This is a genomic window from Agrobacterium sp. CNPSo 2736 (assembly GCF_004005385.1).
Taxonomy (GTDB): Bacteria; Pseudomonadota; Alphaproteobacteria; order Rhizobiales; family Rhizobiaceae; genus Agrobacterium; species Agrobacterium leguminum.
Genome location: NZ_RZTX01000013.1, coordinates 87508 through 108898 on the forward strand (window position 1 = coordinate 87508; position 21391 = coordinate 108898).

Consider the following 21391-nt stretch of genomic DNA (forward strand, 5'->3'; position numbering starts at 1 on the left):
GGCGTAAAACCGCTCGGCAGCTTTACCGGAAATGCTCCGGCCGCGGATTTCAGTCCTCCGCGGCCGGCCGTTTCATTCATCAAACCCGCGCGTCACCGGAGGTGCGGTAAAGCAGCGTCAATACCGTCAGCATCAGCCCCACAAGTGCGACCGAGCCGAAAATGTAGAAATTCCACTCGGGCGCCAGACCCCGCTGCAGCACGAGGCCGCCAATCATCGGGCCGGCAATGCCGCCGAGCCGCCCGACCGCCAGCGAGAAGCCGAGACCCGTGCCGCGAATATGAACGGGGTAGAGCCGTCCCACCAGAACATTGGCGAGAATCTGCGTGCCGATGGTGCCCGCACCCGCAAGGGCGACGAAGGCATAAAGAAGCGGACCCTTGTTCACCGTCAGGGCGAAGATCGAGGCGGCGCCGATGGCAAACAGGATCGCCACGACCACCTTGACGTTGCCCTTGTCCGCAAACCGCCCGCCGATGAGAATGCCGATCGCAGCCCCGACATTGAGCATGACGGAAAAGCTGAGCGCTGAACTGATGTCATAACCCATCTTGTTCATGATGGTGGGCAGCCAGTTGACCATGCCGAAGGTGAGAAGCAGCGAGCAGAAGTGGATGCCCCAGGCATTCAGCGTCGAGAGCAGCCGGCCTTCCGAGAACAGCGCGCCGACGCCGCCCTTTTGAATTTTCGCATGCGGCACGATGCGTTGCAGACCGTAGCTGTCGCAAATGCCGTCAGCCTCCGCCTGCCGGCCCTTGCTTGCCAGCCATTCCGGCGATTCCGGCAGGAACCGCATGAAGATCGGCAGAAGAATAAGCGGCAGGCCGCCGATCAGCATCAAGGGCCGCCAGCCATAGGTCTCCAGAAGAAGGATGCCCATGACGCCGGAAATGATGCCGCCGATAAGATAACCGAGGAACGACAGGGAGTTGGCCTGCGCCCTGCGATGCGGCGGCGAAAATTCCAGCACCAGCGCGGTGACCGTCGGCAACAGTGCGCCAAGCCCGAGACCGGCGAAGAAGCGCGTGATTTCGAAGGCGAGAAAGTTCGGCGTCATGGCCGAGGCGATCATCATCGCCGAAAAGCCGGCGAGGCTGAGAAGAACCACCTTCCGGCGGCCGATGCGGTCGGCCATGGTGCCGGCAAAAAGCGCCCCCAGCAACATGCCCACCAGCGTCAGCGCGGCGGCACGCCCAACCATGGCCGGGTTGAGCGCCCATGCGCTTTCTTTCAAGAGTGCCGGTGCGACGGCGCCGTAAACGACCAGATCGTAACCGTCAAACATGATCATCAGGCCGCATGTCGCGATAACGCCGGCCGGGTTCTTCGTCCGCGCTGACGCGGCGCTCAGATAATTCGTGGACATGTTCCTCCCTTTCACGCATGAACGCGCCATCCGGTATGGATAAGCGTCTCCCGTTCCTGCGATATCCTCCGTGAGTGCCCGGCGTGCTCCACACTGATATGTGCCCTGCTCCTGTCAAGCACATATCGCCAGCATCACCCGCCTTCGATTAAATGTTGCATTTGCAAAAATTGCAAATGAAATATTAACAAATGCCAGGCGCACCGCGCCGACGAAATTTTAGCCAGGCCCCAGCCCGGAAATCGTCGACAGCGTCGGCGTCCAGCTCAAAATATGAATGCGGTTATAAACACCGTGAATGACGAATGGATCGGCATCGCTGAAGGCGATGACGTCTTCGATGGAGCGCGCCTGCGCAATAATGAGGGCGGCGGATGGGCCTTCGGCAATCGCGCTCATCGGGCCGGAGACAAGAATCCTGAACCCTTCGGCCATCGCCTCGCCATTGCGCAGATGGGCCTTGTGAGCCTCTATCTGCGCCGCCCGTTGCGCGGCCGCGGCAGGATCGCTTTCGGCGAAACGCACGTAAAGCCGGGTTCGGTCGCTCCCGCCGCTCATCGGGCGAGCACGAAATCGTGGTTCACCGACCAGAACCAGTCGCCGATGAAACCCAGGTCCCGCGCCTTCTGCGCATCTTCCACCCGCTGGAAATCGGCGAGCAGACTTTCTTTTACCCCGAAGACCGCATCCGAACGGATATAGGGATCGTCGGGATCGAAGATATGAGTAACGAGCGTAGTGAAGCCTTCGGCCGAAACGATATAGTGCAGATGCGCCGGCCGGTAGGGATGACGCCCCATGGCGCGCAGCAGCTGCCCGACCGGACCGTCATCCGGGATCGGATAATATTTCGGCTTGGCGGCCCGGAACCAGTAGCGCCCGTCCTCGCCGGTGATGAAGACGCCCCGCAGGTTGAAATCGGGCTGGATGCCCTTCTGCTGCACGTCATAAAAGCCTTCGTCATTGGCCTGCCAGACATCGATACGCGCGCCGGCGACCGGCGCGCCGTCTGTATCGAGAATACGGCCGGTGACCACCATATCCTCACCCTTGCCATCGAGGCAGATATTCGCACCCATCGGCATTTCCGGTGCATCCGCGACATGGAAGGGGCCGAGAACGGTCGATTCCGACGCGCCGCTCGGCTTGCGATGGTTGATGGCGTCGACCAGCATGGAGACGCCGAGAATATCGGAAAACAGGATCCATTCCTGCCGCCATTCATTGCAGATCTGGCCGACCTCGGTGAGAAAATGAATGGCCTTCATCCACTCCTCCTCGGTCGGTTCGATTTCCTTCACCGCCTCGTGCAGCTTGCGCGTCACCACCGCCATGATTTCCTTCAGACGCGGATCGTCACAGTCGCGCATCCGCGCGATCACGGTTTCAGCCGAACGCTCCTCAACGAAGTAGCCGTCATCATTGCTTATCTTCATATCCATCGTCTCCTCCTCCCATCACTCCGGCCGCGCGCCCTCGAAGGCGCGTTGCAAAAGGTCGCGGATCGCAGTTTTTTCAATTGGCCGCGGGCACCAGTAAGGATTGGCCGTTGCAAGCTCCGCCATGCGGTCGAGATCGCCCGCCCGGACCCCGAGAGCCGAAAGGCTCGACGGCGCGCCAAGCCGGGCGGCAAAATCGTAGAGCCCTGCCCCGGCCCTGCCGCCTACAAGAGCGGCAAGCGGCGCAAGCAGATCCGGCACCGCCTGTTCCACATAGGCGATGGTGTGCGGCAGAAGCACCGCATGGGTTTCCGCGTGCGGCAGATCGAGACTGCCGCCCAGCGTATGGCAAAGCTTGTGATGCAGCGACATGCCGACGGCGCCAAGCACCGTGCCGCACAACCACGCACCATAAAGCGCGGTCTCGCGTGCCTTTACATCCTGCGGCCCAGCCTTCACGCCGGGAAGCGCCTCGATCATCGCCCGCAGCCCCTCAATCGCCATCAGGCTGGCGATGGGATTACGGTCCTGCGCGTAAAGCGCCTCCGCCGCATGCGCCATGGCGTTCAGCCCGCTCGTCATGCTTATGGCGACCGGCAACCCAAGCGTCAGTTCCGCATCGTAAATCACCACTTCCGGCAGGATTTCCGGCCCGCGCATGGTGGTCTTCACCCCGTTTTCCGTCTGGCCGAGAATGGACGTCACCTCGGAGCCGGCATAGGTGGTCGGAATGACGATCTGCGCCGCATCGGTACGCAGCGCAATGGCCTTGCCGAGACCGGTGGTGGAGCCGCCGCCGAGCGCCACAACGCAATCCGCACTGGCGGCGCGATAGGCTTCGACCGCGTTTTTCGTCACCTCGACCGGCGTATGCATGGCCGCATCGCAGAAGACACCCACGGCAAGCCGGCCGAGCCGGCCGGCAAGCGCCTCCGCGTCGCCCTTCTGCTGCGGCGTGGAAAGCACCAGCGCCCGCGACAGGCCGAGGCGGCGGATTTCCTCCGCCACGCCCGCCGAGCTGCCCGCGCCGAAGACGATGCGGGCGGGAGCGGCCATATAGACGAAGGGCTGCATGGTTCAGCGCCCGTCGAGCTTGAACAGGCGGCGCGCATTGGTGCGGCCGATCTTTACCCGGTCCGCCTCGGCGATGGTCGTCGCGTTGAACCAGTCGGAGGCATGGTCGATATTCTCGAAGGGCCAGTCCGTGGAAAACAGGATGCGATCCGCACCGATTTCCAGAATGGCGTCGATCAGCGTCTGGGTGCGGAAATTGCCCGAGGTGGTGATGTGGAAATTCTCGTTGAAATAATCCACGAAACGGCGCTTGGCCGGATAACGCGGCGGCAGCTTCACCCAGGCATTGCGGTGGTCGATACGCCACATCATGTAGGGCAGGCCTTCGCCCATATGGCCGAGAATGATGTTGAGACGCGGATGCTCATCGAACAGGCCGGACGCCATCAGACGCAATGCGTGCACAGCCGTTTCCTGCGCAAAAGCCCAGGTGGGGCCGAGCAGCCAGGGATGGCCGTCATAGATGCGCGAATCCTGCGGCAGCGGGTTGCGCGGATGCAGGTAGAAGGGCACGTCGAGCTTTTCCACCTCGCCCCAGAAGGGGCGATATTGCGGCAGGTCGTAATAAAGCGGCGTCTGGCCATCACCCTCCTGGCTGAAACCGTTGACGAGCGCGCCGACGAAACCGAGATCGTTGACGCAGCGCTGAAGCTCCTCAGTCGCCGCGTCAGGGTCCTGCAATGGCAGGGCTGCGAAGGCGAGGAAACGATCCGGCCGCCGGGCGCATTCTTCGGCGAGAACGTCATTGGCGCGGCGCGCGATCTCGATCGCCTTCTTCCTGTCGGGAATGGCCTGCACCGCCGGCGCATTCAGCGACAGGATCATGGTTTCGATGCCATGCGCATCCATCAGCTTCAGGCGCGTATCCTGAATGTCGAGCAGGCGGTGCTGCAGTTCCTTCCAGTAGTCGCCGGGTACGAACCCGGCCGAATCCTGAAGCGTTTCAGGGATTGCGAAATGCTCCTCGAGAGCGACCTTGCCTTGCATGTTATTTCCTCCGAATTCACTCTTTGATTTGCCGTCTGAGAGGCGATCAATATTGGCCCTTGGGTTCCAGCCCGAGCATGCTCTGGCCGATCATGGTGCCCACGGCGTCCCAGTTCATGCTGATATGACGGCCGACCGCATTCGCATCCCGCCACGCCCGCTGCACCGGGTTGGAAAGGTCGAGCCCGACGCCGCCGGTGGAATCGTTGAGCGCCTGCACGGCGCGCAGGGCGAGAGACACCGCAAAGGACTGGCCGCGACGACTGAGAAGGCGGTCATCCACCGTAAACTCCGCTCGGCCTTCGATCCTTGCCTGCGAGAGCGCCTGTGCCCGGGCAACATCGCGCAGCAATATTTCGCAAGCCGCATCCACGCTCGCCGCTGCTTCCGCAACGCGCAGCTGGATGGTCGGAAATTCGGCCATGCGATTATTGCCGCCCGCCACCGCACCGCGCGTCACCCGGCCGCCGACGTGATCGACATAAGCGGCAAGCGCGCCTCTGGCCGCACCGACGCCTGCCGCCGCGAGACAGGAAGGAATGCCGGTCAGAAGCGGCATGTTGAACAGGCCTTCCTCCGCATAATAATGCCCGCCGGGCGTCTTTCCGCTGGTCGCGTCCGGAAAGGTCAGAACCCGGTGTTCGGGAACGACGACATCGTCGAGAACGAGCGTCTTGGACCCCGTGCCGGCCAGTCCCACCACGTGCCAGGTGTCTTCAATCACATATTGCCCGGCGGGAACGAGCAGGAAGGCCGGAACCGGCTTGCCCTCGCCCTGCGGCGGCAAAATGGCGGCGCAGAGGGACCATTGCGCGTTTTCGCAGCCCGAGGCGAAGGCCCATTTGCCGCTCAGGCGATAACCGCCATCGGCGAGCTCCGCCATCTTCACCGGCGCATAGGAACCGCACAGCAGCGCATCGGGGTTTTCACCCCAGACATCGGCCTGCGCCTCTTCCGGAAACATCGCCAGCAGCCATTGATGGGCCGACAGCAGGCCGGCGACCCAGCCGGTCGACGCACAGGCGGCCGAAAGCTCGATATTGGCCTCGACCAGCTCGGCGAAATCTCCGCCCTTGCCGCCGAAGGCGCGGGGTTTGACGATATCGAAATAACCGATGCCGCGCAGCGCCTCGATGTGGCTGGCCGGAACGCGCCGGGCCTCTTCCGTCTGTTTGGCGCTCGCCCGGAAAAGATCGGCTATGCCGGTAACGCGGCTTGCGAGGCGGGCACGCGGGTTCGTTTGCGCCGGCAGCGGCGCATGGCTCATATCGTTCATGATTGTCTCCTTCCGGACTTTACTGGCCGGATGTTGCTGGCCGGAGGTTATCCCGCCGGGATTATCTGGGCGGCAATGATCAGGCGGGCAGGCTCGCGGGGCTTGCGGCGCAATATTGGGCGTTTTCGTAAAGCAGCGGCCGTGTCGTCTCGCTGACATCGGCCGAAACAACCTGCCCAATGAAGACGGTGTGGGTTCCGTAAGGCATGGCCGCAACCCGGCGGCAGGCGATGGCGGCATGGGCCGTGGGCAGATAGAGAACGCCATTGTCGTGGCGCTGCCATTGACCATCTCGGAAACGCTCTTCCGGCGACACCTTGCCGCTAAAGGCATCCGACAGGGCAATCTGATCCTGCGTCAGCACATTGACGATGAAATCTGGCCGGCACAGCAGCAGTTCATGCAGCAGGGTGCGATTGTTCAGGCAAACCAGCAGGGACGGCGGCTCCATCGAAACCGAGGTGACGGCCGTTACCGTCATGCCGTGATCGCGCTGATCACCGGAAGCACGGGCCGTGATAACCGTCACAGTCGCCGGGAAACGGCGCATCGTCGAACGGAAATTCTGACCGACGCCTTCAGGCGCAAGGCTGCTCAGGCCAAACAATGCTGATGTCATGAGATCCTCCCAAATCCTGCATTCTTATTTATTTGCATTTGCAATGTTTGTCAATGCAAATGTTTTTCGTCATTTTTTGTGAAGGGGAGAACGCCGCATTCCCCCGTCTTATGGGGCGAAGCTATTGAAACGGATGGATTGTGCCGGTACAGCCGATAGGCGCACATCAGCATCTGCGCAGATGGTTCTCAAACGGGGATTTGCTCGTGTCCTATCAATTCACCGATTCGGTACCCTACCTGCTCAACTGGGTGGGCGTTCGGCTTGGCGAGCGCTTTTCCGTAAGACTGGCCTCCTATGACATCACCCTGCCGATGTATCGCGTGCTGGCGACGCTGCGGCAGCAGGAGAGCAAGACGCTGACCGAGCTTTCGGACATGGTGTCGGTGGAGATTTCCACGCTGTCCCGCCTCGTGGGGCTGATGGTCCGGCGTAACCTCGTCAGCCGCGAACGGCCGCTCGACAATGCGCGCATCGTGCGCATCACCCTCACCCCGAAGGGCGAGGAACTGGCCGATGAACTCATGCCCATCGCCGCCATGTTCGAAAAAACCGCGATCGAGGGCCTCGATCCGGCTGAAGTGAAGCTCTTCAAAAGCATCCTGCGCCACATCGGCCGCAACATTGCCGGCCTCTGACGCCGATAGCCGGCAAACTAGCTCTCGAGCTGTAACCGACCGGAATCACCGCCCGCCCGACAATCTTCCGTGCAATGTACTTGCAATAACCGGTTCCTATCCCTGCGAACGTCACCGCAGAAAGGAATTTCCATGTCCAACAGATCGTCCCTTGCAGTCCCGGCAGCAATCTTCCTTATCGCCGGCGCATCGATACTGCTCACGGCCTGCGCCTCGACTGTCATGAAAAGCTATATCGGCGCACCCATCACCAGCGTGATGCTGGACTATGGGCCGCCGGACAATATCTACAGTCTGGGTCCCGGCCAGCAGGCCTATCAATGGCGGAAAAACAAGACGCAGGCTGTCGCCGGATCGTCGAGTGGCGAGGTGCGGACAACACGGCGTGGCGAACGTTACGAAGTGTCCGAAACGCCGGCTTATATCGAGCGCATCGACTGCTTCTACACCTTCTACACCCGCAATTCCGGGGCCGAATGGTATGTTACGAGCTTCCGGCAACCTTCGCTCGAATGCGAATGACCGATCCGGGTTTCAAATTTCGGTCCGGTTCCGCATGTTTTGCGCCCCGCCCCTTTTCACCGCCGCTTCCAAGCCGAAAGCGGCGGCGTTCTTTTGAGAATTCTCCCTGGAATCTGTCATGGGAAGGGCCGATCAGAAGCGATAATTCAGGCCGGCCTTGATGACATGATCGCTGACATCGGTTTTCGATTTGCCGCTGGCGGTCGTCGTGGCCACATTTCCGGTGCTCACATAATTATATTCGAACTTCGCCGACAGGCCGCCGCCGAAACTCTGTTCGACGCCTGCCCCGACCAGATAGCCCTGTTTCCAGCCATCGGGACCTGTCACGCCGTTTCCGTCCTTGAACTTTGTCGTGGTCAGGCCGGCGGTGCCGTAAACCAGCGTCTGGTCGAGCGCCACGCCGGCCTTCATCTTGGCCGCGCCCCGGAAACGCTCCCGCAAACGACCGTTCGGCACACGCGCCTCATTCCCGAGATAGGACCCTTCGAGTTCCGCACCGACCACGCCGGAACCGAACTGGAAGTTATAACCGGCCTGAACACCCCCCGTCAGGCCGCGGCCGCTGGCCAACGGGTTGAATTTCGGGGAAGCGACGCCACCATGCACACCCACATAGGCCCCGCCCCAGGAGAAGGCCGGCGGACTGCCATAATCGAAGGATTGCTGCGTATTGTAGTTGGTGAGATCGGCGGAATGGGCATTGCCTGCAACCGCGACGGCGATGGTCACGGCGACAAGCGATTTCTTGACGATCGACATGAATGACTCCAGACGAAACCGATGCGCCATCTTCTGGCGCAGCCAAGTTTCAGTTCGCGTTGAAGAACCGGAAACCGGCTCCCGTTTGTCTGCTGCGCCGACCGACATGACGTGCGGATGCGTTCAGCAGATAAGGGGATTTTCCCCGCGAGAATTACGCCTGCATTGCATGGAACGAATTTTATTCGAAATTATTTATTTAAATAAATAAGTTAGGTAAATTTCCTTAACCAAATCGTAAGAAATTTCATTATCACAACGCGGTCGTAGTGCCTTTCGAACCTATCGATCGAATTTCGAGCCGGACACAAAAGCCGGGATTGAGATCGACGAACAAAACACGGCCGCAATGAAGCTCCGCCGCCTTCTGGACCAGATTTAACCCAAGGCCTGCTCCGGGCGAGTTCGTGTTGATGCGGTGAAACGGCTCGAATACTTGCGCGCGCTCCGGGACAGCTATGCCCGGCCCTTCATCGCAGACCTCGATGGCCCCCGCCGGATCGACCCGGATCGCAATTGCGCCCTTGCCGCCGGCATGGTCTATCGCGTTGCGCACAAGATTGACGACCGCCATCTCGATAATCGACGTCTGCACCGTGAAGACGACTTCGCCCTCGCCTGGCTCGAAATCGAATTCATATCCGGCATCCATCGCAATCGGGGCGAGGTCGGTCGCGATACGCTCGACAAGCTTGTTGAGATCGCGCGGCTCCGCCGGCAGTTTCACCGCACCCACCGCCTGCATCTCCAGCAGCTGATGGGCAACGCGCGTCAAGCGGTCGATATCGGCCCTGATCTGACGGCTCAGCGCGTCATCGGGCAAGAGGTCGGCTCTGGTGCGTACGATTGCGATCGGCGTCCTCAGCTCATGCGCCGCATCGGCAAGAAAGCGGTTGCGACGATTATATCCGTCATCGAGCCTCGACAGCGCGACGTTGAAGGCATCCACCAGCGGGATGATTTCAAGGGGAACTTTCGAACGGTCGATACGCTCGGACCGGTTCTCGAAATCGATGGACTGCGCCTGTTTGACGGTTTCCATCAGCCCGCTCAAAGAGCGGCCGACCGCCCGCGGGGTCACGAGCAGTGTCGCGATACCTGTCAGGATCAGCATGGGCACGACGGCGATGAGAATGATGAAGCCCAGCGCCGGTAGCACGGTCAGCCAGCGGATGGAGCCCTCGGCATCCTTTTCCAGATCCAGCTGAACATTGACCCAGATACTCAGCCCGTCATTGGGAATTCCTTCCTCCGTCCCGGCAATGAACTGAAGCCGCCCGGCGGCTGTATCGCGGTTTTCAACGGTCGCGCGGAGCGTTCCGGCCGCCTCCAGACGCGCACGGTCAAAACTCCGGGGAAACACCGCCGACAGGGCGGGCGGCGGGACCGCGCCATATTGAAAGACGGGGGCATCGGCATCGCGCACCACAAACCAGAGATTCGGATAGCGCCGTTTCAGCTCCGCCAGCTCCGGCGTCGCCGAGAGTTGCGGCCTGCCCTGTTCGTCCTTCGTCACGCTCTCCGCGACGATGCGGGCAGCCTCTTCATTCGCACCTTCGAGCCGCGGATCGATGATCCATATCCAGCCGATGAGAAGGATGACAAAAAGGACGAGCAGGAACGCCTGCAATGCGAAAAGGCGCTTCATCAGCCCCCATCGCAGGGATCGATTGCGCTCCTGTCTCATGTCTTCAACCGGATGAGATAACCGATATTGCGCACGGCTCTTATTTCCACCGTGGCTTCAGCCTGGGCCAGCTTCTTCCTGATACGGGAAATATGCGCATCGAGAGCGTTGGACTCGATCTCGTCATCGAGCGTATAGACCGCCTCGATCAGGTTCGACCGCGTAACGATGCGGTTCGGACGCCGCATCAGCGCCTCCAGCACCAGATATTCCCGACGCCGCAACTCGATGATTGAGCCGGCAATGCTGACCTCATTGCTGCGCGGATCGATGCTCAGATTTCCGAAATGCGCATATTTGTCGGAAAGAGAAGGGCCGCGTCTATGGAGAGCCCTGAGGCGGGCGAGCAGCTCCTCGATTGCAAAGGGCTTGGCAAGATAATCATCCGCTCCGGCATCCAGCCCGTCGACGCGGTGATCGACACTTCCAAGCGCCGTCAGAACAAGGATCGGCACGGAATGCCTGCTCCGGCGAAGCGAAGCCACCAGGTTCAGCCCCTCGCCATCGGGAAGACGGCGATCGAGGACCAGAACATCGTAAGACCCGTCCCGCGCAAGGGCGTCAGCATCGCTGATGGTGCTGACATGATCGGCAAGCACATCGCGCCGGCGCAGGGCTTCAAGAAGCGCGCGCGCCATTTCGGGTTCATCCTCAAGAAGCAAGATTCGCAATGACTTCCCCCAGAGATGGATTCTTGCCATCCCCACCACTGGTCGAAAAATGTTGCAGCTACATTGCAGGAGGGCGGGCAGACAATTCGTCTTCTACCACCTTACAGCACATAATCCGACGGCATTGCGTGCGTTTCCTGTACCCGTGTCTCGCATAAAACCGGTCAAGCTCACGCTGCTGCGGCTTCTCACCGACGGATCGGCGATGCGGTCGCCGCACGTAATACCCATGCGGCGATCTACGATGCGCTTCGTCCGGCAAAGGATATTTGAGACCGGCGTTCCCGACAGAGGCAGAACAAATCCGCCTCCGTCGCGACAGGAATGCGGGATCGGCAGCGGCCTCAAGCCTGAATCAAGGCAATGCCCCGGTTCTTGAACCCCAGCGTCACATCGCTCGCCGCCGGCAGGCTGGTCTCCACGGCATGGTCGACGATGAAAAGCGTACCGATATCGGTTTCCACCTCATATTCGACGTGACCGCCGAGATAGGCACTGTGCAGCACCCGTCCGGCAAGCCCCGGCCCGCCCGGTTGTCCGATGGAAATCGAGCCGGGGCGGACCGCAAGCTCTGCGGGACCCGGCCGGGCGTTGCGGGCCGCGACCCGATGATCGATTCCCCCGACGCGGATCAGCGCATCGGCGCCCTCAACGCCAATGACCTCGCAACCGACGACATTCGCCTCGCCCATGAAATCGGCGATGAAGGCGGAGGCCGGGGCCTCGTAAAGGTCGCGTGGCGCACCCGACTGGGCGATTTCGCCGTCCTTCATCACGATGATCCGGTCGGAAACAGCGAGCGCCTCATCCTGATCATGCGTCACGTAAACCGCGGTGAAACCCAGTCGCTGCTGCAATTCGCGGATTTCGGTGCGGACCCGGCGGCGAAGGCGGGCATCGAGATTGGAAAGCGGCTCGTCCAGCAGCAGCACCTGGGGCTCGAGCACCAGAGCGCGCGCGACCGCGACGCGCTGCTGCTGGCCGCCGGAAAGTTCGGCAGGCAGGCGATGCCCCATGCCGGCAAGACCGACGAGCTTCAGCCCCTCTTCCGCTTTCTCCCGCGCATCCGCCTTACGCAGCCCGGAGGATTGCAGGCCATAGGCGACATTGTCGAGCGCCGTCATGTGCGGGAAAAGCGCATAGGACTGGAAGACCATCGAGACATCGCGCTCATTGGCGGGCAGCATGGTCACATCCTTGTCGCCGATGAGGATGCGGCCGGAGGTCGGATGTTCAAGACCCGCCAGCATGCGCAGCGTCGTCGTCTTGCCGCAGCCGGAGGGACCGAGCAGGGTTACCAGCGTGCCGGGCTCGATGGTGAGCGACAGGTCGGGAATGGCGGTGAAGGCGCCGAAGGTCTTGCGGACATTCTGAAAGGTGACGGAGCCGGGCTTTACGGAAATCATGCGGTTTTCTCCTGAGCGAGAGGAACGGAGGAAGCGGAGGGCAGGCCGGCGACGCGGTTTTCGCGCCGTAGGCGTCGCTCGCCGACAATGAGCTGGAAGCCTGTGATGACGGTGATCATGACCACGATCAGCATGGAGGAATAAGCAATCGCCACCCCATATTCGCCGTTCTCGACAAGGCCTACGATATAGGAGGTCGCCATGTTGTATTCGGCGCTGACGAGGAAGATGACGGCGCTGATGGAGGTGATGGCGCGCACGAAGGAATAGACCAGCGCGGCAGTGATCGCGGGCCTCAAGAGCGGCAGGATGACCTTGCGGATGGTGCGGAAACTATTGGCCCTCAGCGTCAGCGAGGCCTCGTCGAGGCTCTTGTCCAGCTGGCTCATCGCCGCAATGCCGCCGCGCACGCCGACCGGCATGTTGCGGAACACGAAGCAGGCGATCAGGATCAGCGCCGAGCCTGTCATTTCCACCGGCGGCAGGTTGAAGGCCATGATATAGCTGACGCCGATGACCGTGCCGGGAATGGCAAAGCTCATCATCAGCGCGAATTCGAAGAGGTTTCGTCCGGCAAATTTCTGCCGCACGATGATATAGGCGGTCAAAAGACCGACGGCGGCGGTCAGCGGTGCCGAAACCAGTGCGATCTTCATGGTCGTCCAGAACGAGTTCCAGGCCACGCCGGTCCAGGCAATCGAGCCATTGGAGAAGCTAATGGAAAAGGCGCGGACGTAGTGGTCTAGGGTCAGGGAATTGTCGAGACCCCATGTCTTCACGAAACCGCCCACAAGGATCATGCCATAAACGACGATGGTGAAGACCATCCACGGCACCACGACGGCGTGAACGCCGATGGAAAGGCCGCGCGGCAGGGCGATATGCGCGCCGCTGTCGCCCTTGCCCGTCACCGTCGCAAAATTCTTGCCTGCCAGCCAGAAACGCTGGGCAAGGAAGGCCGAAAGCGTGAAGCACAGCAGGATGATCGCCAGAACTGCGGCGCGCGACGGATCGTTCTGCGAACCGACCACGGCGAAGAAGATTTCCGTCGACAGCACGCCATGCGTGCCGCCAAGCACCAGCGGATTGCCGAAATCCGCCATGCTCTCGATAAAGCCGATGAGGAAGGCATTGGCGAGACCGGGTTTCATCAGTGGCAGCGATACCCGCCAGAAGGTGCGCCAGCGGTCGGCGCGCAGCGTCTGCGAGGCTTCTTCCATCGACGGGCTGACACCTTCGACCACGCCGATCAGCACCAGAAACGAAATGGGCGTGAAGGAAAGGACCTGCGCGATCCAGATGCCGGTCATGCCATAAAGCCAGCGGCCCGGCTCGATGCCGAAGAGATAGGAAAGCCACTCAGTGACGACACCGGCGCGACCGAAAAGCAGCGTCAGGGCAAGGCCGATGACGAAAGGCGGTGTGATGATCGGCAGAACCGTCAGAAGCCGCAGGCCCTTCTTGAAGGGAAAGCGCGTGCGGGTGGCGATCAGCGCAAAGCCAAGACCGAGCACGGTCGAACCAAAGGCCGTCATCAGCGCCAGAAACAGCGTCCGCCAGGCAACGCCGCAACGCTCTTCGCCGGCCACGCAGCCAAGGCTCCAGATGCCGGGATCCTGAATATTGCGGATGAAGCCATCGGCATTGAAGGAGCCGTCGAAATCCTGAACGGAGGCGACCAGCATGCTACCGATCGGATAAAAGACAAAAACCGTGACGAGGAAAACCAGAACGGAAATGGCGCCGACGACGAAGGCGTCGCCTTTCATGACGCCGCGCTCGGCAAGGCCGAAGGCGAAAAGCAGCACGAAGACGAACGACATGACGACGGCCCCTGCCCCCATGGAGGGCTGGCCATCGGCAAGCATGCCGAGGAGGTTTTCGCTCACCGTCCAGCTCCAGCCGGTAAAGCCGATGGCCAGCCCCTGCAAGGCGAGGAAAACGAGCCCGGCAGCGCCGATGACGGCAAGCAGCCCGCCGCGCCGCATCGGATCACGGATGGACCGGACAAGGCATGCGGCGAGGAAAAAGACAACGACGCCGACCAGCCATGGTTTTCCATAGGACAATATTTGCAGCACACCGGGCGCATTGCTGGCGGAAGAGAAAAAGCCGGACAGCCAGCGGAAGCTGAAAAAGCCGCCTTCGATGCGATACCAGGGGAGAAGAATGAGGGCAAAAGCCCCGAGCGCCAGGACGATGTCCAGCCTGCGATTGCCACGTGTCATGGCCGACCTCGCTTGTTTCATGCCGATGAAAGAGTGGCGGACACCCCGGCTTAAAAAGCCGGGATGCCTGTCGCCGGAGTTAAGATCAGTGGTTCAGATCAGTTCGCGACAGCACCGACCTCGCGGTCCCAGCGTTCCAGCAGCGCCTTGCGCTTGGCCGGGTCGCCATAGGTCTTGAAGTCGTAGTCGATGAGCTTGATGTCCTCGAACTTCGGTGCTTCCTTCGGCACTTCCGCTGTCTTGTTGGAGGGAAGCTGGAAGGACTTGGCGTCCTTCATGCGCGACTGCACTTCCGGCTTCAGCGCCCAGTCGTACCAGGTCTTCGCATTGTCGAGGTTGCGTGCGCCCTTGATGATCGACATGGAGCCGATTTCATAACCTGTACCTTCGCAGGGCGCGATGGACTTGACCGGGAAGCCTTCCGCCGTCTGCGCCACCGCATCATGCATGAAGACGATACCGAGCGCCGTTTCGCCGCGCGCCGCCGCCTTGACCGGTGCCGAGCCGGACTTGGTATATTGCGAGATATTGGCGTTGAGCTTCTTCAGATAATCAATCGCCTGATCCTCGCCCATGATCTGCACCAGTGACGCGAGCGCCGTATAGGCGGTGCCGGACGAATTCGGATTGGCGATCTGGATTTCGCCCTTCAGTTCCGGCGCCAGCAGGTCGGCCCAGCACTTCGGCTCCTTGTAACCCTTCGACTTGAAGATTTCCGTGTTGTAGCCCCAGCCCAGCGCACCGGCATAAACGCCGACAGTCCTGTAACCCGTGCTTTCGGCCTGCTTCACGGCCCAGTCCTGCAACTGGTCGAGCATCGGCGACTTGTATTCCAGCGTCAGGTTTTCCGAGGCCGCCTGCATATGCGGATCGCCGGTGCCGGCCCACCAGATATCGGTCTTCGGGTTGCGGGCTTCCGCGCGCACCTTGGCATAGGTCTCGCCCGAAGACAGGCGCACCATATTGACCTTGATGTCGTGCGACTTTTCAAAATCGCCCTTCATCTGTTCGCAGATGACGACATCGGCCGAGCAGATGAGGTTCAGTTCGCCCGCCGCCTGCGCGGAAACGGCGCTGAGTGCCGTGCCGGCAAAAAGCAGGGTGGAAAGTATCGTCAGTCGCATGGTTATCCTCCTGTAGCTTGCGTCTGAATTCTTGGGCCGCGCGCAGACATGGCGCTGCCGGTCGCGGCACTTTGCGGCGCGCGCGCTGTCTTTTTCGGGATGTTGGTTTTGGCCCTACTGGGTCTGGGTCGGGTGGATTTCGCTGTCGAAGCGGCTCAATAACCGACTTCGCTCTTCCGGCTGTCCGAAGGTGGCGAAGTCATAATCCACCATCTTGATCATCGATATGTCAGGCGCCGTCAGCGGCAATGTCGCCCGGGCGTTGGAAGGCACCTGATTCTGGCCGGCCGCGGCCCCTGTTGCCTGCCCTTCCGGGCTCAGCGCAAATTCCACGAAATCCTGCGCAAGGGCCGCGTTGCGATTGCCCTTGACGATGCTGACAGCCCCGATTTCATAACCGGTGCCCTCGCACGGCGCGACGATCACCAGCGGAAAACCTTCGATCTTCTGGGTCACGGCATCGTGCATGAAGGAAATACCGATCATGATCTCGCCCCGCGCCGCCGCCTTCACCGGTGCAGCACCAACCTTGGTATAGCTCACGACGTTCTGGTTGAGCTTCGCCATGAACCCGAAAGCTTCCTCTTCGCCAAAAAGCTGGACGAGGGTGGCCAGCATGGTGAAGGCCGTGCCTGAATAGTTAGGATTGCCGGTCAGGATATGGCCGCGATAGACATCCTTCGCCAGATCCTTCCAGCAGATCGGCGCCGGCAGATTGTTCTTCGCGAGCAGTTCCGAATTATAGGCGAAGCCCAGCGCGCCGGCATAAATTCCCGCAGACCGCGATCCCGACATCACCGAGAAATTCTGCGCCCAGGGCAGCAAATCCTGCTGGTGGGCGGGCCGGTATTCATCCAGCAACCCTTCAGAACCCGCCTGCAAATGGGTATCGCCAGTACCGCCCCACCAGACATCGACAGTGGGATGGGATCGTTCGGCACGAATCTGGTCGAGGATTTCGCCGGTGCTCTTGCGCACCATCGAAATCTCGAGACCGGCCCTGGCTTCAAACGCCCGCTGCATGGTCAAGCACCAAGCCTCGTCGACGCCGCAAAGGACGTTCAACTTCGGCTCGGCCATGCCATGCCCTGCGCCGCACAGCCATAGGGCCATGCTCGCCGCAAGTGCGGTCAATGCTTTCAATTAAGCCTCCCTGCCCGGAACCTCCCCGTTCCAGTCTCCACCTACAGCATGTCACATCCTGTCCGCACCGCAATCGAAGAATGGTTACCAATCTTTCACCGCACCGCCGAAGAAGATTACAGATATTACAATTATGACAGGGGAGATAACCAGCGAGCCTTTGAAGATCGTCGCCGCCGCGCCTATGATGATGGCGGGAGGAAGTGCAGTGCTAAATCAGAAGGTTCGCATTCTGATCGTCGAGGACGATCCGGATATGGCCGAGCTCATCTCGGACCTCATCGAGGCGGAGGGCTGGCTGCCCACCTGCGCGCGCTCCGCCGAGGAGGCGGACGAGATATTGGCAAGGGACAGGATGCAGCTTGTGCTCGTCGATCACAATCTGCCGGGAACGTCCGGACGCACCTTCGCCCAGCGGCTGCGCAGCCAGATCGACATCGGCATTGTCATGGTCACCGCCGCCGGCAGCGCCGCCGACCGGGTTCTCGGGCTTGAGACCGCAGCCGACGATTATGTGGTCAAGCCCTTCGAACCCATCGAACTCACGGCCCGGATCAAAGCCGTACTGCGCCGGACGATCCCTTCGCTGAAACAGGAAAAGGACAGCGATCATGGGCGCGGGGCGCTTCGCCTCGGCGATTGGGCAATCGATCTCGATGCCCGCCGCGCCGTCTGCCTCGCGGACCGCAGCCGTACGCTGACCACCGCCGAATTCGCGCTTCTGGAAATACTGGCGGAAACACCCAACCAGCCCGTCAGCCGCTCCCAGATTCTCGACAGGCTGGGTTCGGAGAGCGACCGCTACATCGACAGAAATGTCGATGTGCTGGTGCTGCGGCTCAGACGCAAGATCGAGATCAATCCTGATCTGCCGCGCCATATCAAGACGCGGCGCGGCAAGGGTTATGTTCTGCACACCGATGAGGGCGAGCTTTCCCCGTGATCAGCCGCTCCTTCCTTTCCTCCATCGCCTTTCGCCTGCCCTTTGCGATCGTCTTTACCTGCCTCCTCGTCTTCAGCCTTTCCGCCATCGCCATTTACGGCCTGCAGCGGGCCCGCGATGAAATGGCGGCCTATGGGTTGCAGGCCTTTTCCAGTCTCGCCAAGGCGTCGCTGGTCTCGCGGCAGGTCTCCGATCTCGTCTCCAGCGCACCGTTCCTGATGAATGCCGCCTCGCCCTATCGCGTTTCCAGCGAAAGCCGCTCGGTGGTCCAGCAGGTCGATATCTTGCTCGAAATGACAGGACCGGACAGCGGCGAGCGGATCACCCGTGGCTTTGCCAGCGAACGCATCGTCGAACTCCTCCAGATCATCCGGGAACAGACGCTCGATCTTGCGAAGGATGCCGATGCGGCACAGGGCCACAAGGCGGAAGCGGCAGCGGCGCTCGGCGAAATCGCCACAGGTCAGGGCATCCTCGATCCGGAACTGCGCCGGCGAATGAACGGCATCGTACAGGCCGCATCCGCATCCGACAGCCTCTTTCAGCTTGGCGAACTGCGCCGCCGCTACGTGGCGGAAACAACGGCGCGCCAGCAGGGCTATCCCGGCGAGCGCCTGCCCGCGGCCGAACTACAGCCCTATGAGCGGGTCTTCGAAGCCCAGAGCCGTTACCTTCTGGAAATGTTCGCGATCCGCGCCTCGGTCTCCCGCCTTCACACCGTCTCGCGCGATCTTTCCCATGTGACCGAGACCCAGGGCGATGCGGTTGCGCGCAGCCTGAACGAAGACCTGATTTCGACCTCTGATGCTCTCAACCGGCTGCTGATCATTGTCGCCGTCGCCTCGCTTCTGGTTCTCATCGTGGCGATCTTCTCGATCCGCTCGGTGATGCGTGTCTCGCGCGGGATCGTGACGCTCTCCAACGGCATGAATGCCCTCGCCAAGGGCGATAAGGATGTCGGCCCGCCCTCCTATACCGGTCCCGAGACGGAGTTGATCCGGCTGCTCGATGCGTTTCGCGCCTTCCATGACAGCGTCGACCGCGTCTCGCGCCTCAGGCGCACGGCCGAAGCGGCAGCCCGCACCATCCGCTCGACCTTCCGCACCATGAATGAGGGAATTGCGCTCTTCGATCCGGCCGGCCGGCCCATCACCATGAACCGCCGCATCATCGAACTCGTCGGACGCTCCGGCTCGTCGCGAAAACTGCCGCTTCGGAGGTTTGTCGAACCGATCCCGGAAATCGACCCGGCTCTGCTGCCCTTCGATGCTGAGCCGGGGGAATTGCTCGACCGCGCGGTCCTGCGCCATCGCACCGACGATCAGCGGGTGATCGAAGTATCGATGTCACGCCAGCCGGATGGCGGCATCGTGCTGCTCGCCCGCGATGTGACCGCTCTCGATCGTCAGGAAGCGGAAGCCGTCAAAGCCCAGAGGCTTGATGGCATCATGCGCATGACCCATCAGGTCAGCCATGAGGTGGGCAACATGATCGGCATCATCACCGGCAGTCTCGGTCTTCTGGAACGGGAAGCCGGTTTCAACGATCGCCAGAAGCGGCATATCGCCCGCATCCGCAAGGCGGCGGATCGCGGCCGCTCTCTGGCCAGCAGCATGCTCACCATCGGCAGCCAGCAGCCGATTCATCCAAGCGTCATCAATGTCGCAAGCCTGCTGCGCGGCATGGCCGATATTCTCGAAATCGCCGTCGGCCCCAAATGCCGGATCGCGCTCGATATCGATGACGATCTTCCCTCGATACCGCTGGACCCGGCCCTTTTCGAACAATCCATCCTCAATCTCTGCCTGAACGCCGCAGCCGCCATGCCCGATGGCGGCCTGATTTCAATCGAGGCCGCTTCGGGCAAAGATACGCTGGTGATCGCCGTCACCGACGAGGGCGTCGGCATGACGCCGGAGGCCGTGGACAAGGCCTTCGAGCCCTATTTCACCACGCGGGGTGACCATGGCGGTGCGGGTCTCGGCCTCGCCATGGTCTACGGGTTCGTGCGCCAGAGCGGCGGCGAAGCGCATATCAGTTCCAGACCCGGCGAAGGCGCAAGGGTTGAACTGACGTTTCCGGCAAATGCCGGCCACACCTAGCGGGCAAGCTGCGCGGATTCGATCGAATCCGCCAGTATCTCCAGCCCAAGGTCGATTTCCGAATCCGATACCGTCAGCGCCGGCGCAATGCGGAAGACGCCGCCCATGCCGGGCAGCTTGACGATGTTCATGCTGAGGCCGCGCAACATCGCCTCCTGCATGATGCGCGCACCGAGTTCGAAACCCGGAGCTTTCGTATGCCGGTCAGCGACGACTTCAAGTCCGAGCAGAAGCCCGCGCCCGCGCACATCTCCAACGCATTCGAACCGCTGCTGCAGCGAGAGCAGCCCCTCCTTCAAACGGTTTCCGCGGGCAATCGCCTGTTCCACCAGCCCATCACGCGCCACCACATCGAGAACCGTTACGCCGACAGCCGCCGGCAGGGGATCGGAAACATGGGTCGTATAGAACAGGAAGCCCCTCTCGAAGGCCTTTTGCTCGATCTCGGCGCTCGTCATTACCGCCGCAAGCGGCAGGCCGGCGCCGAGCGTCTTCGACAGCGTCATGATATCGGGCGTCACCCCATCGCGCTGGAAGGCGAACATATGCCCGGTCCGGCCGACGCCGGTCTGGGCTTCATCGAGGATGAGCAGCATGCCGCGCTCCTCGCACTTTTTCTTTAGCGCAGCGAGATAACCGACCGGCAGTTCGAGGATACCGCCGCTCGACAGGATCGGCTCGGCAATGAAGGCGGCGAGATTGCCGGTCGACTGGCGATCGATCAGTTCGAAGGCATCGTCGAGTTCCGCCTGCCAGTCATTCGATCCATCGGGGTTCTTGAAGCGCGGACGATAGGCATTCGGCGCGGGAATAACGAGTGAGCCGGCCGTGGCCGGGCCATAACCCCTGCGGCCGGCGCTATAGGTGGCGGAGGCCGCAGCGCCGGTCATGCCGTGCCAGCTCTGCGCAAAAGCGACGATCTCATGCCCGCCGGTCACGAGCTTCGCCATGCGGATCGCCGCCTCGTTGGATTCAGCCCCTGTGGTCAGCAATTGCACGCGATCGAGACCCGGCGCGAGCGCCGCCAGCCGCGCCGCCAAGTCAACGACCGGGCGGGACAACATGCCGGAAAAGAGATGCGCGACCGATGCCATCTGCCGGTTGACGGTGGCGACGATATCCGGATGGGTATGCCCGAGCAAAGCGCTCATCTGGCCGGAGGTGAAATCGAGAATGGCGCGCCCATCCGCATCATAGACGAAACTTCCCTCGGCCCGTTCGACGATGATCTCCTCGAAGGCCGGTCCGTAGCGGGTCAGATGTTTATTGGCAGCCTCCCAGAAAGCCGGTTCGTCATTGAGAGAGGCGAAATTCTGCGCAAGCTTGTCCATGGCACGTTCCCCAAAAATTTATCTTACCGAAACATAACAACCCATTGCCACCTCAGTCCAATCGATAGTATTT

19 protein-coding genes are annotated in these 21391 nt (G+C 61.4%); 4 read left to right on the forward strand and 15 right to left on the reverse strand.

The annotated features are described in order from the left end of the window. Nucleotides 1-79: 79 nt before the first annotated feature. The 7 genes from EM858_RS19665 to graD form a co-directional block, all read right to left on the reverse strand. The gene (locus EM858_RS19665; RefSeq protein WP_162935813.1) at nucleotides 80-1366 is read right to left on the reverse strand and encodes an aromatic acid/H+ symport family MFS transporter; all 1287 of its coding nucleotides are present in this window, start codon (nucleotides 1364-1366) and stop codon (nucleotides 80-82) included. A 219-nt stretch (nucleotides 1367-1585) separates the two neighbouring features. Continuing rightward, the gene (locus tag EM858_RS19670) at nucleotides 1586-1924 is read right to left on the reverse strand and encodes a YciI family protein (RefSeq protein ID WP_080815835.1); all 339 of its coding nucleotides are present in this window, start codon (nucleotides 1922-1924) and stop codon (nucleotides 1586-1588) included. Then, entirely contained in the window at nucleotides 1921-2808 is an 888-nt protein-coding gene (graB, locus tag EM858_RS19675; RefSeq protein ID WP_127757693.1) for a hydroxyquinol 1,2-dioxygenase, read from the reverse strand. Before graB ends, EM858_RS19670 begins: the two co-directional genes overlap by 4 nt. A gap of 15 nt (nucleotides 2809-2823) precedes the next feature. After that, nucleotides 2824-3879: a maleylacetate reductase gene (gene graC / locus EM858_RS19680; protein WP_127757694.1), complete on the reverse strand. Its 1056-nt coding sequence runs from the start codon at nucleotides 3877-3879 to the stop codon at nucleotides 2824-2826. 3 nt (nucleotides 3880-3882) lie between these two features. Further along, nucleotides 3883-4866, reverse strand: coding sequence for a gamma-resorcylate decarboxylase (tsdA, locus tag EM858_RS19685; protein WP_080815830.1), 984 nt, complete (start codon nucleotides 4864-4866; stop codon nucleotides 3883-3885). 46 nt (nucleotides 4867-4912) lie between these two features. Continuing rightward, nucleotides 4913-6142, reverse strand: a complete 1230-nt coding sequence (gene graA, locus EM858_RS19690) for an FADH(2)-dependent resorcinol hydroxylase oxygenase component (protein ID WP_127757695.1) — start codon at nucleotides 6140-6142, stop codon at nucleotides 4913-4915. A gap of 79 nt (nucleotides 6143-6221) precedes the next feature. Continuing rightward, nucleotides 6222-6761: an FADH(2)-dependent resorcinol hydroxylase reductase component gene (graD, locus tag EM858_RS19695; protein WP_127757696.1), complete on the reverse strand. Its 540-nt coding sequence runs from the start codon at nucleotides 6759-6761 to the stop codon at nucleotides 6222-6224. 206 nt (nucleotides 6762-6967) lie between these two features. On the opposite strand from graD, the gene EM858_RS19700 reads away from it, so the two are divergent. Continuing rightward, nucleotides 6968-7399 carry a MarR family transcriptional regulator gene (locus tag EM858_RS19700; protein ID WP_004433168.1) on the forward strand — a complete coding sequence of 144 codons (432 nt, stop codon included), beginning with the start codon at nucleotides 6968-6970 and terminating at the stop codon, nucleotides 7397-7399. Between the two features lie 132 nt (nucleotides 7400-7531). Then, nucleotides 7532-7921: a hypothetical protein gene (locus EM858_RS19705; RefSeq protein ID WP_020810134.1), complete on the forward strand. Its 390-nt coding sequence runs from the start codon at nucleotides 7532-7534 to the stop codon at nucleotides 7919-7921. A 132-nt stretch (nucleotides 7922-8053) separates the two neighbouring features. Here the strand turns inward: EM858_RS19705 and EM858_RS19710 are convergent, their stop codons facing one another. The 7 genes from EM858_RS19710 to EM858_RS19740 all read right to left on the reverse strand — a co-directional run bounded on the left by EM858_RS19710 (nucleotide 8054) and on the right by EM858_RS19740 (nucleotide 16912). Continuing rightward, nucleotides 8054-8683, reverse strand: a complete 630-nt coding sequence (locus tag EM858_RS19710) for an outer membrane protein (RefSeq protein WP_127757697.1) — start codon at nucleotides 8681-8683, stop codon at nucleotides 8054-8056. Between the two features lie 253 nt (nucleotides 8684-8936). Then, nucleotides 8937-10331 (reverse strand): HAMP domain-containing sensor histidine kinase, encoded by a 1395-nt coding sequence (locus EM858_RS19715; protein WP_183232578.1) that lies wholly within the window; start codon nucleotides 10329-10331, stop codon nucleotides 8937-8939. Nucleotides 10332-10366: 35 nt separating this feature from the next. Beyond that, nucleotides 10367-11041 (reverse strand): response regulator transcription factor, encoded by a 675-nt coding sequence (locus EM858_RS19720; RefSeq protein ID WP_080815821.1) that lies wholly within the window; start codon nucleotides 11039-11041, stop codon nucleotides 10367-10369. A 344-nt stretch (nucleotides 11042-11385) separates the two neighbouring features. Next, nucleotides 11386-12447, reverse strand: coding sequence for an ABC transporter ATP-binding protein (locus EM858_RS19725; protein ID WP_127757699.1), 1062 nt, complete (start codon nucleotides 12445-12447; stop codon nucleotides 11386-11388). Next, a complete protein-coding gene (locus EM858_RS19730; RefSeq protein ID WP_127757700.1) occupies nucleotides 12444-14675 on the reverse strand; it encodes an iron ABC transporter permease in 2232 nt (743 codons plus the stop codon). The genes EM858_RS19725 and EM858_RS19730 overlap by 4 nt, the downstream gene beginning before the upstream one ends. A 98-nt stretch (nucleotides 14676-14773) precedes the next feature. After that, nucleotides 14774-15799 carry an ABC transporter substrate-binding protein gene (locus EM858_RS19735; RefSeq protein ID WP_003503939.1) on the reverse strand — a complete coding sequence of 342 codons (1026 nt, stop codon included), beginning with the start codon at nucleotides 15797-15799 and terminating at the stop codon, nucleotides 14774-14776. A 114-nt stretch (nucleotides 15800-15913) separates the two neighbouring features. After that, nucleotides 15914-16912 carry an ABC transporter substrate-binding protein gene (locus tag EM858_RS19740; protein WP_127757751.1) on the reverse strand — a complete coding sequence of 333 codons (999 nt, stop codon included), beginning with the start codon at nucleotides 16910-16912 and terminating at the stop codon, nucleotides 15914-15916. Nucleotides 16913-17150: 238 nt separating this feature from the next. Here EM858_RS19740 and EM858_RS19745 point away from each other — a divergent pair, with 238 nt between their 5' ends. Beyond that, nucleotides 17151-17885 (forward strand): response regulator transcription factor, encoded by a 735-nt coding sequence (locus EM858_RS19745; RefSeq protein WP_080856758.1) that lies wholly within the window; start codon nucleotides 17151-17153, stop codon nucleotides 17883-17885. Continuing rightward, nucleotides 17882-19987 carry an ATP-binding protein gene (locus EM858_RS19750; RefSeq protein ID WP_127757701.1) on the forward strand — a complete coding sequence of 702 codons (2106 nt, stop codon included), beginning with the start codon at nucleotides 17882-17884 and terminating at the stop codon, nucleotides 19985-19987. Before EM858_RS19745 ends, EM858_RS19750 begins: the two co-directional genes overlap by 4 nt. Here the strand turns inward: EM858_RS19750 and EM858_RS19755 are convergent. Further along, on the reverse strand, nucleotides 19984-21318 hold the full coding sequence (locus EM858_RS19755; protein ID WP_080815810.1) for an aspartate aminotransferase family protein: 1335 nt from the start codon (nucleotides 21316-21318) through the stop codon (nucleotides 19984-19986). The two genes, EM858_RS19750 and EM858_RS19755, sit on opposite strands and share 4 nt — an antisense overlap. Nucleotides 21319-21391: the final 73 nt, after the last annotated feature.

Bases quoted from the DNA above. Each gene is read 5' to 3' on its own strand.
- EM858_RS19665 (WP_162935813.1), bottom strand. From the start codon at position 1,366: ATGTCCACGAATTATCTGAGCGCCGCGTCAGCGCGGACGAAGAACCCG.
- EM858_RS19670 (WP_080815835.1), bottom strand. From the start codon at position 1,924: ATGAGCGGCGGGAGCGACCGAACCCGGCTTTACGTGCGTTTCGCCGAA.
- graB (WP_127757693.1), bottom strand. From the start codon at position 2,808: ATGGATATGAAGATAAGCAATGATGACGGCTACTTCGTTGAGGAGCGT.
- graC (WP_127757694.1), bottom strand. From the start codon at position 3,879: ATGCAGCCCTTCGTCTATATGGCCGCTCCCGCCCGCATCGTCTTCGGC.
- tsdA (WP_080815830.1), bottom strand. From the start codon at position 4,866: ATGCAAGGCAAGGTCGCTCTCGAGGAGCATTTCGCAATCCCTGAAACG.
- graA (WP_127757695.1), bottom strand. From the start codon at position 6,142: ATGAACGATATGAGCCATGCGCCGCTGCCGGCGCAAACGAACCCGCGT.
- graD (WP_127757696.1), bottom strand. From the start codon at position 6,761: ATGACATCAGCATTGTTTGGCCTGAGCAGCCTTGCGCCTGAAGGCGTC.
- EM858_RS19705 (WP_020810134.1), top strand. From the start codon at position 7,532: ATGTCCAACAGATCGTCCCTTGCAGTCCCGGCAGCAATCTTCCTTATC.
- EM858_RS19710 (WP_127757697.1), bottom strand. From the start codon at position 8,683: ATGTCGATCGTCAAGAAATCGCTTGTCGCCGTGACCATCGCCGTCGCG.
- EM858_RS19715 (WP_183232578.1), bottom strand. From the start codon at position 10,331: ATGAAGCGCCTTTTCGCATTGCAGGCGTTCCTGCTCGTCCTTTTTGTC.
- EM858_RS19725 (WP_127757699.1), bottom strand. From the start codon at position 12,447: ATGATTTCCGTAAAGCCCGGCTCCGTCACCTTTCAGAATGTCCGCAAG.
- EM858_RS19730 (WP_127757700.1), bottom strand. From the start codon at position 14,675: ATGACACGTGGCAATCGCAGGCTGGACATCGTCCTGGCGCTCGGGGCT.
- EM858_RS19735 (WP_003503939.1), bottom strand. From the start codon at position 15,799: ATGCGACTGACGATACTTTCCACCCTGCTTTTTGCCGGCACGGCACTC.
- EM858_RS19740 (WP_127757751.1), bottom strand. From the start codon at position 16,912: ATGGCCCTATGGCTGTGCGGCGCAGGGCATGGCATGGCCGAGCCGAAG.
- EM858_RS19755 (WP_080815810.1), bottom strand. From the start codon at position 21,318: ATGGACAAGCTTGCGCAGAATTTCGCCTCTCTCAATGACGAACCGGCT.